Origin of the sequence: Agromyces humi (genome assembly GCF_009720255.1) — a bacterium.
GTDB lineage: Bacteria > Actinomycetota > Actinomycetes > Actinomycetales > Microbacteriaceae > Agromyces > Agromyces humi.
The window spans coordinates 1-9,977 of record NZ_WJSP02000107.1 but is presented as its reverse complement, the minus strand read 5'-3'; the positions used below and the strand labels follow the sequence as shown (position 1 = coordinate 9,977).

The window sequence follows — 9,977 nt, the reverse complement described above, 5'->3', positions numbered from 1 at the left end:
ACAGGACCCGGGCGTGCTCGACGGCACCGGCGCCGCCGGCGACGAGCACCGTGCGTCCGTCGAGCGCGCCGGGCGCGAGCCGGTCGGGGCCGCCGTCGGCGACGGTGAGGGCGCGGTGCGCGGTCATGGCGGGAACGCCGAGCGAGGCCCCGATGTCGAAGCTCGCGGCATCCGGGAGCCTGACGACCCGCTCGGCCGGGAGCAGCGCGTACTCCTGCGCGGTGCCGGTCGGGCGGGCGTGCGCGGCGAGGAACACCCACACCCGATCGCCGACCGCCAGTCGGGTCACGTCGGCGCCGACCGCATCGACGATGCCGGCACCGTCCTGGTTCGGCACCACCTCGGGGAACGGGGTCGGCGTGCCCGGGCGACCGCCGGCGCGAGCCTTCCAATCGGTCGGGTTCACGCCCGACACGACGATGCGGACGCGCACCTCGCCGGACGCCGGCTCGGGGACGTCCCGCTCCACGACGTCGAGGACGGACGAGTCACCGGTCTGCGAATATGCGATCGCTCTCATGCTGAGAGCCAACGCCGCCGATCGCGGCATTCTTCCGGCGTGGCCCCGATGCGCCCTTGACGACGGCGGTCCCCGGGAGGAGCCTGATCGCATCCGCAATCCGGCGAGGCGCGGGAGGCCGCGCGAAAGGGCACGGCACATGGAGCACACCGACCTCACCACCGAGCAGATCGCCCGCGCATTCTCCAGCCACCGCTTCGAGGTGGCCCTGCCGCACCTCACCGACGACATCGTGTGGACCCTCGTCGGCACCGACCCCGTGATGGGCCGCAAGGCGGTGAAGAAGACGTGCGAGAAGACGGCCGAGTACCTTGCGGATGTCACGACGGAGTTCCAGCGGTTCCGCAGCGTCGTCGGCGAGGACAGCGTCGTCGTCGACACGCTCGCCCGCTACACGGAGGCCGACGGCGATGTCTCGGTCGTGGCGTCGTGCGACATCTACGACTTCGTCGACGGGCGCGTCACCGAGATCGTGTCGTACACCGTCGAACTGCCGAGCTGACGGCGGCGGAATCGGGGCGGCGGCGACATGATGGCCGGATCGAGCCGGCGGTCGGGTGGGCCGCCACGATGGGCGCTGCGGGTGTCGGCGCCGTTCGCGATGGCGCTCGCCGGTCGCCGGTGGATGCCGCTCTGGGCGATCATCCACCATCGCGGGCGCCGCAGCGGCACGTACTACGCGACTCCGATCGCCCTCGTGCCCACCGTGACCGACGACGTGTTCCTCATCGGACTGCCGTGGGGCACCGGGACGAACTGGGCGCGCAACGTGCTCGCCGACGATGGCGCGGTGCTCCAGTGGAAGGGCACCGTGCACCGGGCGACGGCTCCCCGCATCGTCGGCGCGGAGGAGGCGGCCGCCCTGGCGGAGCCGCGGTACCGGCCGGTGGTCGGCCGGTTCCCGGCGGCGATCGTGCTCAGGCGGTCGTGACGTCGATCGCGTCACGACGTCGCTGTCACAACCGGCGGGCGGCCGGTGTCTCCATGTCGACGGCACGAACCGCGTGCACGAACCATCGGAGGAGACATGACCAGCGCAACGCGCGTACCGCCCGCCGAGATCACCGGCCTCTTCGGCGCCCTGGTGAAGCGGATGACCCACCGGAAATTCGGCCGCACCCCTGACTCGCTCCGCGTCATGTGGAACCACCCCACCGTGCTCAAGGACCTCATCGGCTTCAACCGCACGGCCGACAAGTGGCATGAGCTCGACCCCGAATTGTCGTCGTACGCGCGGATGGCCACGGCGGCGATCGTCGGCTGCGACGCCTGCCTCGACATCAACTACTTCAAGGCGCACGACGAGGGCCTCGACGAGGCGAAGGCGCGGGAGGTGCCGCGGTGGCGCGAGTCCGACGTGTTCACGCCGACCGAGCGGCGGGTCATGGCCTACGCCGAGGCCATGAGCCGGACGCCGCCGGCCGTCACCGACGAGATGTCCGCTGAGCTGCTCGAGGAGTTGGGCGCGCCGGCGCTGCTCGAGCTGACCGCAAAGGTGGGGCTGATGAACACGGCCACCCGCATGAACGTCACGCTCGGCATCCACTCCGACGGGCTGGCCGCGACCTGCGGCCTGCCCCCGATCGCCCCTCGCCCGTCCGAAGTAGGCTCGCCGGCATGAGCGAAGACCCGTTCGTCGCGCATCGCGGCCTGCTCTTCACCGTCGCATACGAGCTCCTCGGCTCCGCGGCCGACGCCGAGGACGTGCTGCAGGAGTCCTGGCTGCGATGGAAGGACGTCGACCAGGGCGAGGTGCGCGAACCACGCGCCTACCTCGTGCGGATCGTCACCCGCCAGGCGCTGAACCACCTGCGCACCGTGTCGCGGCGCCGCGAGGACTACGTCGGCGAGTGGCTGCCCGAGCCGTTGCTCACGAGTCCGGATGTCGCCGACGACGTCGAGCTCGCCGAGAGCGTGTCGATGGCGATGCTGACCGTGCTCGAGACGCTGGCGCCCACGGAACGCGCGGTGTTCGTGCTGCGCGAGGTGTTCGACGTGCCGTACGACGAGATCGCCAGAGCGGTCGACAAGACCCCCGCGGCGGTGCGGCAGATCGCGCACCGCGCGAAGGACCACGTGGCCGCACGTCGTCCCCGGGTGACCGTGGACCGCACCGAGCAGGAGGCCGTCGTGGCGAGGTTCATCGCGGCGGTGAGCTCGGGCGACGTGCAGGGGCTCATGGACGTGCTGGCGCCCGACGTGGTGTCCGTCGCCGATGGCGGCGGAGTGGTGCGCGGGGCCGCACGGCGACCGATCGTCGGGGCCGACAAGATGGCGCGGTACCTCATGGGCGGGCTCTCGAAGCTCGACCGGCCGTTCACGGCACGACCGATCTGGGTCAACGGCCAGCCCGGCGTGCGCGTCGAGGTCGCCGGGGAACTGGTCGGCGCGGTCAGCATGGACATCGAGGACGGACGGATCGCGCGCCTGTACTCCGTCGCGAACCCCTCCAAGCTGGGCTGGCTCGACCAGGAGGCCGTGATCACCCGCTGACCCGCACATGTCAACCCCGAGGACGCATGAGCGCGCCCGCGCCGATCGGACCTAGCGTGGACGACGAGGCGCGCCCCGGGTGGTGCGCGTCCCACGGGAGGCACGCATGACGGATTCGGCGACGCTGCTCATCCTCGGGGCCGACGGCGACCTCACGAAGCGCCTGCTGCTGCCGGGGCTCGGCACGCTCCTCGCGGCCCATGAGACGGACCTCGAGGTGATCGGCTCGGGCCTGACCGAACGCACCGAGCAGGAGTGGCGCGACCTCGTGGCCGGTGCCGTCGAGTCGGTGCCCGAGCCCCGTCGCACGCGGCTGCTCGAGTCGACGCGTTATCTCCGCGCCGACGCGACCGATGCGAACGCGCTCGCGGGCCTGCTCGCCGCGTGCTCGCACACGCCCGTGGTGTACTTCGCCCTCCCGCCGGCGGTGACCGCCCGGGTGTGCCTCGTGCTCGAGCGCATCGACGTGCCCGAGGGCCTGCGCCTCGCCCTCGAGAAGCCCTTCGGCAGCGATCGCGAGAGCGCGCACGAGCTCAACGAGCTGCTGACCCGCATCGTGCCCGAGCGCCGGATCTTCCGCATCGACCACTTCCTGGGCCGGGCGACCGTGCTGAACCTCCTCGGCACGCGGTTCGCGAACCGCATGATCGAGCCGACGTGGCACCGCGGCGCCATCGAACGCGTCGAGATCGTCTACGACGAGACGCTCGGCCTCGAGGGGCGCGCCGGATACTACGACGGCTCCGGGGCGCTCATCGACATGATCCAGAGCCACCTGCTCGCGGTGCTGGCGCTCGTCGCCATGGAGCCGATCGAGCGGATCGACGAGGTGGAGCTGCGCGATGCGATCGCCGCGGTGCTTCGGAAGACCGCCGTCTGGGACGACGATCCGGCGGCTTCCAGCCGGCGGGCCCGCTACGGCGCCGGCGATATCGACGGGCGCTCACTGCCCGCGTACGCCGATGAGCCCGGCGTCGATCCCCAACGCGGCACGGAGACGCTCGCCCAGGTCGTCGTCGGGATCGACACCGAACGATGGCACGGGGTGCCGTTCCTCCTCCGTTCCGGGAAGGGCCTCGGGCGCGCGCGCAAGATCGCGCGTGCGGTGTTCCGCCCTGCGGCGCCGATCGATGGGCTCGAGGGCAGGCCCCAGTCGGACTGGATCGAGCTCGACCTCAGCTCCGGCGAGGTCGAGATCGGCCTGACCATGAACGGCGGTGGCGATCCGTTCGCCCTGGAGCAGACCACGCTCGTCGCCCGGCAGGTGCCCGGGGCGCTGCTGCCCTACGGCGAGGTGCTGAAGGGCATCCTCGGCGACGACCCGACGCTCTCGATCAGGGGCGACGTCGCCGAGGAGTGCTGGCGCATCGTCGAGCCCGTGCTCGCCGCCTGGCGTGCGGGCCGGGTGCCGCTCGACGAGTACCCGGCGGGCTCGGACGGGCCCGACGGATGGCGGCAGCCCGACCCGAGCTGACCGCTACCGCACCGCGGCCGGCTGCGCCGCGAGCCACTCGGCGAAGGTGGTCGTCGACAGCTGCGCGTCGGGGCCGGGAACGAGCTCGGTGCCCTCGAGCCGGGTTCCGAAGTAGTGCGCCTCGGGGTCGCCGACGACCGTGCGAGGGTCGCCCTTCGCCGCGAGCGCAGTGCGGATGAGCTCGTCCTGGCCGACGCGCTCGGGGCCGCCGATCTCGACGGTGCCGTTGACGGGTTCGCCGGCGGCGATGCGCGCGACGGCGGCCGAGACATCCGCGGCCGCGATCGGCTGCATCAGCCCCGTGCTGAGCCGTGCGGTGCCGTCAACGGTGGCCTCGTCGGCGATGCGACCGACGAACTCGTAGAACTGCGTCGCCCGCACGATCGAGTAGGGCAGGCCCGACTCCGCGATGAGCCGCTCCTGGGCGACCTTCGCGCGCAGGTAGCCGCTGCTCGGCAGGCGGTCGGCGCCGACCACCGACAGCGCGACGTGGTGGCTGACGCCCGCCGCGCGCTCTGCGGCGAGCAGGTTGTTCGTCGACGTGGTGAAGAACGCGAGCACGTCGTCGTCGGCGAACGACGGGGAGTTCGACACGTCCACGACGACGTTCGCACCGGCGAGCACCTCGGCGAGGCCCTCGCCCGTGATGGTGTTCACGCCCGAGTTCGGCGACGCGGGCACGGCCTCGTGACCGTGCTCGGCGAGGTGCTCGACGACCTTGGAGCCGATGAGGCCCGAGCCTCCGATGACGACGATCTTCATGAGTGGTGCCTTCCGTCAGGGCCGCGGTGTCTCCGCTGCCGTCACCAAGCTCTGACCGGGTGGCCGACCCGTCTGTGACGGGATGAGCCGAAGAGGGCTCGAGCCTTCGGGTTCATCGGTTCCAGTGCGCGAGCTTGCCGGCCGACGTCGTCAGCCACAGCCGGTCGATGGTGCCCCCGCCGAGGTCGAAGGAGAGCACGCCGAGCACCTGCCCGTCGGGGCCCCGCAGCGCGAGCCCGGGCACGCCGTTCACGTGCGCGGCCTCGATCGCCGCGTCGGGCCGGTTCGCCAGTCGTTCCCTGAGCACGCGGATGACGCGGGCGCGGCCGTGCACCTCGCCCCCGGTCTCGTCGCCGGCGTCGATGCACAGGTGGATCTCGGGGTTCAGCACGCTCGCCAGCGCCACGTCGTCGCCCTGCTGCAGTGCGGAGCGGAGGCGAGCGGCGCAGACGTCATGACGCACGGGAGCTCACCGCGGCGAGCTTCTCGGGGTTCATCATCCACAGCACCTGCTCGATGCCCTGCGCCGAGGCGACGAGCGTGACCACCGCGAACGTCGTGCCCTCCTTCGTGAGCAGGACCGAGGGCTGGCCATTGGTCTCGGCGGCGGTGATGGTCACGCCCTCCCAGAAGTGGGTGTGGAACGCGCGCACGAACTTCGCCACCCGTTCGCGGCCGACCACCGGGAACCGCGAGGCGCGCACGACGCCGCCGCCGTCGGAGTAGGACACGACGTCCTCGGCGAACAGGTGCTCGAGCTCCTCGAGGTCGCCAGTGCGCGCGGCGGCGAGGAACGCGTCGAGCAGCCGGCGCTGCTCGGCCTGCGTCACCTCGCGCCGTCGTTCGCCCGCGAGGTGCTTGCGGGCACGGCTCACGAGCTGCCGGGCGGCGGGTTCGGAGACCTGCACGATCTCGCAGATCTGGTCGTAGGGGTAGGCGAATGCCTCGCGCAGCACGTATGCGGCCCGTTCGGTGGGCGTGAGCCGTTCCAGCATCACCAGCACGGCCACGCCGAGTGCCTCGGCGCGTTCGGCACCGAGGGTGGGATCAGCGCTCGTGTCGACCGGCTCGGGCAGCCACGGGCCGATGTAGGTCTCGCGGCGGGCGCGCGCCGACTGCAGGGCGTTGATCGCGAGGCGCGTCGTCGTCGTCGCGAGGAACGCGGGCGGGTCCTGCACGACCGACCGGTCGGTGCCCTGCCAGCGCAGCCAGGCATCCTGCACGAGGTCCTCGGCCTCCGACGCGCTGCCGAGCATGCGGTAGGCGATGCCGAAGAGGCGCGGTCGCACCGCAGTGAAGGCCTCGAGCGCGTCGTCGAGGTTCGCATTCATGTCGGTCCTGTCCGTCGGCGGAAGGGGCCGTATGCGCCCCGTGAAAGCTGAGACCGGACGGCGCGGGCGGATGTGACGGCATCCGGGAAAGATTCTTCACCGGATGCCGCGGACGCGCGGGCCGAGATCACGCCCCGGCGCGCGTCAGCGGTCGGTTGCTGCGGAAGATCCCCTCGGGATCGACTCGCTGCTTGACCGCCGCGAGCCGGTCGACGACGTCGGCGGGGTAGGCGTCGGCGAGCGTCGAGCCGAGCCCGAGGAAGGTCGGCACCGTGCGGTCGCCCGGATGCCGCCCCACGAGGTCGCGGAGCGGCTGCAGTGCGGGACCGGGGTCGAGCGTCGGGTCGAACAGCACGACGCCCGAGTTGAGGAAGCCGCCCGCCTGCACCGCGCCGATCGCCGACGACTCGGCCCCGAGCTCGTCGGCGATGGCTCCGCCCAGGGCGCGGACGCTGCATCGCATGAGGCCGAGGTCGGCGCCCGCCAGGAACGCGTCGACGAACTCGCGCGCGAACGTCTCGTCGAGCCGGTCGATCGAGCCGCCGAAGTCGGCACTCGGCATGGGGTCGACGGGCTCGGCCGCCACGGCGGCGAGGGAGCCGATGGTGAACGGCGTGAGCGTGTTCGCGACCGGCTCGGCGACAGCGATGAGCCGGTCGGCGTACGAGCGCCCCGTGTCCTCGTCGCCGATGTGCACGAGGGCGACGGTCGCGAGCGTCTGGCCGCGCAGCGGCGGCGGCAGCATCGGCATGTCGGGGAACCGGGCCATGCCGATGTCGAGTCCGAGCTCGGGGATGTCGCGTGCCAGTTCGAACGAGGCCGTGAGGACGTCGACGGCGGACCGGGCCGGGAATGCGAGGCTGCCGCCGAAGAGCGACTCCCCGGTGTACAGCGACAACTCGATGGCGGTGACCACGCCGAACAGCCCGCCGCCGCCGCGCAGCGCCCACATGAGGTCGGCATCGTCGGCGTCGGTGACGCGTCGCACCTCGCCCGCGGCATCCACCAGCTCGACGGCGATGATCGAGCGCGCGGTGAGGCCGTACCGGCGGCTGAACATCGACTGCCCGCCGTTCAACGCGAGCCCCACGACGTTGACCTCGGGGTTCGAGCCGGCGAGGGCGACCAGCCCGGTGCCGTCGAGGCGCTCGAGCACGCGGCCCCAGTTGACGCCGGCGCCGACCCGGAGCAGTGGGGACTCGAGGTCGACCGTGATCTCGTCGAAGCGCGACGGGCGGATGAGGATCACGCCCGAGAGGTCGCCGTCGGCCCCATGGCCGTTGGGCTGGGTCGTGACGCCGTAGCCGCCCGCGCGCGCCGCGCGCACGATCGCCTGCACGTCGGCGACATCCGCCGGGGTGGCGATCGCCGCCGGGCGCTGGTCGACGGCGAGATTCCACGCCAGTCGGGCCGTGTCGTAGTCGGGATCGCCCGCGAGCACGAGCGTGCCGCCCAGGTCGGATCGGAGTCGGTCGAGGTGCGTGGAGTCGGTCATCGTCATCCCTTCGGTCCGTCGCCCAACGTATCGCCGGGCACCGTCAGTGGGAAGGGCGTCCTCCGCCCGCGGCATCCGCCCACCACTGTCGGGGCGCCGCCGTACCATCCCGATATGACGCAACCGACCGCGCCGAAGTACGACTTCAAGCGCGAACACCGCGAGCTGTACGCCCCGTCGGCGAAGGCGTTCGCCCTCGTCGAGGTGCCGCCGATGCAGTACCTCGCGGTCGACGGGCACGGCGACCCCAACGAGGCCGTCGCCTATCGGCAGGCGGTCGAGGCGCTGTTCGGCGTCGCGTACGCGGTGAAGTTCGCGAGCAGGCGCGAGCTCGGTCGCGACTTCGTCGTCGCGCCGCTCGAGGGCCTGTGGTGGGCCGACGATGCGCGCGCGTTCGTCGCGCGCGACAAGGCCTCGTGGAACTGGACGATGCTGATCGCCCAGCCCGACTGGATCGACGACGAGACGGTCGCCGCGGGCGTCGACGCGGCGCGCGCGAAGGCGGCGAAGGGCGGCGGCGACGTGAACCCGGCACTCGACGGGCTCCGCCTGCTGCACCTGCACGAGGGCACGTCCGCCCAGATCCTGCACGTCGGCTCCTACGACGACGAGGCGCCGACGCTCGCGCACCTGCACGACGAGTGGATGCCCCGGCACGGCGTCACCTTCAACGGCCCGCACCACGAGGTCTACCTCAGCGACGCGCGCCGAACCGCCCCCGAGAAGCTGCGCACCGTGCTGCGCCAGCCGGTGCGCCCGCGGTGATCCGCGGGATACTTGAGGGAGGACCCCCTCCCGAGGAGGCGACGTCATGGCCTTCGACACCCCGAACGGAACGCGCGGAGCACGCCAGCCCGGCCACAGCCGGCTCGAGCGATGGGGCAACCGGATGATGGTCGACCGCATCCGCCGCAAGGGCGACCGCAGCGGCACGAAGCTCGTGCTCGTCACGGTCGGACGCAAGACCGGCGAGGAGCGGATGAACCCGGTGCGCTGGTTCCCCGCCGGTGGCGAAGCGAGGTTCATCGTCGCGTCCGCATCGGGCGCTCCGAAGAACCCGGCGTGGTACTGGAACATCCGCGCCCATCCCGACCGGGTGCGCATCGAGTACGCGGGGCAGCGCATCGACGTCGTGCCCGAGCAGCTGCACGGGGTGGAGCGGGCCGCGGCCTGGGCGCAGATCACGGCCAGCGCCCGGGGCTTCGCGAAGTACGAGCACACGACCGACCGCGAGATCCCGGTCATCCGGCTGACACCGCGCCCGACTGGCTGACGCGCTCACTCGGGCCGGTTGCCGGCCTCGCCGTCGATCGTGAACGGCGTCGTCACGCCCTCGTACATGACGTGGGCGACGAGCCCGTCGACCGCGTGCGGCAGGGTGTGGCAGTGGTCGCTCCAGATGCCGGGGTTGTCGGCGAGGAAGGCGACGTCGTAGCGCTCGCCCGGGTGCAGGTCGAGCGAGTCGACGATCCAGGGGCTTCCGGATGCCGCGACCCCGTCCCGCGCGAGCACGACGACGTGATGCCCGTGCAGGTGCATCGGGTGCACGTCGCCCGAGTCGTTGCGCAGGTGCATGGCGACCACGTCGCCCTCGCGCACGTGGAACATCGGCACGTCGGGGAACATGCGCCCGTTGATCGTCCAGAAGTTGCCGGGGCGTCCGTCGATGAGGCCGAAGCGGCGGGCGATCACGTAGTCGTAGCTGCGGTCGGGCGAGCCGGGGTCGAATCCGAGCGGTGCCGGCTCGCCGTAGTCGAGCAGGTCGAGCGTCTCCGACGGGATCGCCCGCCCAGACCGGGTCCATGTGCCGGTACTCGTTCCACTCCGTCACGAGGACGACGAGGTCTGCGCCTTCGAGGACCGCGCTCAGGTCGTCGCTGAACTCGAGCTGCGGGTGCAGCC

At 72.0% G+C, this 9,977-nt stretch carries 13 protein-coding genes; 7 read left to right on the top strand and 6 right to left on the bottom strand.

Annotated features, from left to right (window positions below):
• Window positions 1-520 (bottom strand): alcohol dehydrogenase catalytic domain-containing protein (locus GH736_RS10750; RefSeq protein ID WP_159603072.1); only part of this gene is annotated, 520 nt, incomplete at its 3' end.
• A 139-nt stretch (window positions 521-659) separates the two neighbouring features.
• Between GH736_RS10750 and GH736_RS10745 the strand changes: the two genes are divergently transcribed.
• The 5 genes from GH736_RS10745 (at window position 660) to GH736_RS10725 (ending at window position 4,487) form a co-directional block, all read left to right on the top strand.
• Window positions 660-1,022, top strand: a complete 363-nt coding sequence (locus tag GH736_RS10745) for a nuclear transport factor 2 family protein (protein WP_159603070.1) — start codon at window positions 660-662, stop codon at window positions 1,020-1,022.
• An 81-nt stretch (window positions 1,023-1,103) separates the two neighbouring features.
• Window positions 1,104-1,451: a nitroreductase family deazaflavin-dependent oxidoreductase gene (locus GH736_RS10740; RefSeq protein WP_159603068.1), complete on the top strand. Its 348-nt coding sequence runs from the start codon at window positions 1,104-1,106 to the stop codon at window positions 1,449-1,451.
• Between the two features lie 96 nt (window positions 1,452-1,547).
• Entirely contained in the window at window positions 1,548-2,141 is a 594-nt protein-coding gene (locus tag GH736_RS10735; RefSeq protein ID WP_159603066.1) for a carboxymuconolactone decarboxylase family protein, read from the top strand.
• Window positions 2,138-3,013 (top strand): RNA polymerase sigma-70 factor, encoded by an 876-nt coding sequence (locus GH736_RS10730; RefSeq protein WP_159603064.1) that lies wholly within the window; start codon window positions 2,138-2,140, stop codon window positions 3,011-3,013. The genes GH736_RS10735 and GH736_RS10730 overlap by 4 nt, the downstream gene beginning before the upstream one ends.
• Before the next feature lie 106 nt (window positions 3,014-3,119).
• Window positions 3,120-4,487, top strand: coding sequence for a glucose-6-phosphate dehydrogenase (locus GH736_RS10725; protein ID WP_159603062.1), 1,368 nt, complete (start codon window positions 3,120-3,122; stop codon window positions 4,485-4,487).
• 3 nt (window positions 4,488-4,490) lie between these two features.
• Here the strand turns inward: GH736_RS10725 and GH736_RS10720 are convergent, their stop codons facing one another.
• The 4 genes from GH736_RS10720 to GH736_RS10705 form a co-directional block, all read right to left on the bottom strand.
• Window positions 4,491-5,249 (bottom strand): SDR family oxidoreductase, encoded by a 759-nt coding sequence (locus tag GH736_RS10720; RefSeq protein ID WP_159603060.1) that lies wholly within the window; start codon window positions 5,247-5,249, stop codon window positions 4,491-4,493.
• A gap of 112 nt (window positions 5,250-5,361) precedes the next feature.
• Complete coding sequence (locus GH736_RS10715) at window positions 5,362-5,712, bottom strand: sigma-70 family RNA polymerase sigma factor family protein (protein ID WP_159603058.1); 351 nt, start codon at window positions 5,710-5,712, stop codon at window positions 5,362-5,364.
• Entirely contained in the window at window positions 5,702-6,580 is an 879-nt protein-coding gene (locus GH736_RS10710) for an RNA polymerase sigma-70 factor (RefSeq protein ID WP_159603056.1), read from the bottom strand. The genes GH736_RS10715 and GH736_RS10710 overlap by 11 nt, the downstream gene beginning before the upstream one ends.
• Before the next feature lie 127 nt (window positions 6,581-6,707).
• Window positions 6,708-8,075 carry an FAD-binding oxidoreductase gene (locus tag GH736_RS10705; protein WP_159603054.1) on the bottom strand — a complete coding sequence of 456 codons (1,368 nt, stop codon included), beginning with the start codon at window positions 8,073-8,075 and terminating at the stop codon, window positions 6,708-6,710.
• Window positions 8,076-8,189: 114 nt separating this feature from the next.
• Here GH736_RS10705 and GH736_RS10700 point away from each other — a divergent pair, with 114 nt between their 5' ends.
• A complete protein-coding gene (locus GH736_RS10700) occupies window positions 8,190-8,840 on the top strand; it encodes a GyrI-like domain-containing protein (RefSeq protein ID WP_159603052.1) in 651 nt (216 codons plus the stop codon).
• A gap of 46 nt (window positions 8,841-8,886) precedes the next feature.
• A complete protein-coding gene (locus GH736_RS10695; RefSeq protein ID WP_159603050.1) occupies window positions 8,887-9,348 on the top strand; it encodes a nitroreductase/quinone reductase family protein in 462 nt (153 codons plus the stop codon).
• A gap of 5 nt (window positions 9,349-9,353) precedes the next feature.
• Here the strand turns inward: GH736_RS10695 and GH736_RS10690 are convergent, their stop codons facing one another.
• Window positions 9,354-9,767, bottom strand: a complete 414-nt coding sequence (locus tag GH736_RS10690; protein ID WP_235933993.1) for a multicopper oxidase domain-containing protein — start codon at window positions 9,765-9,767, stop codon at window positions 9,354-9,356.
• Window positions 9,768-9,977: the final 210 nt, after the last annotated feature.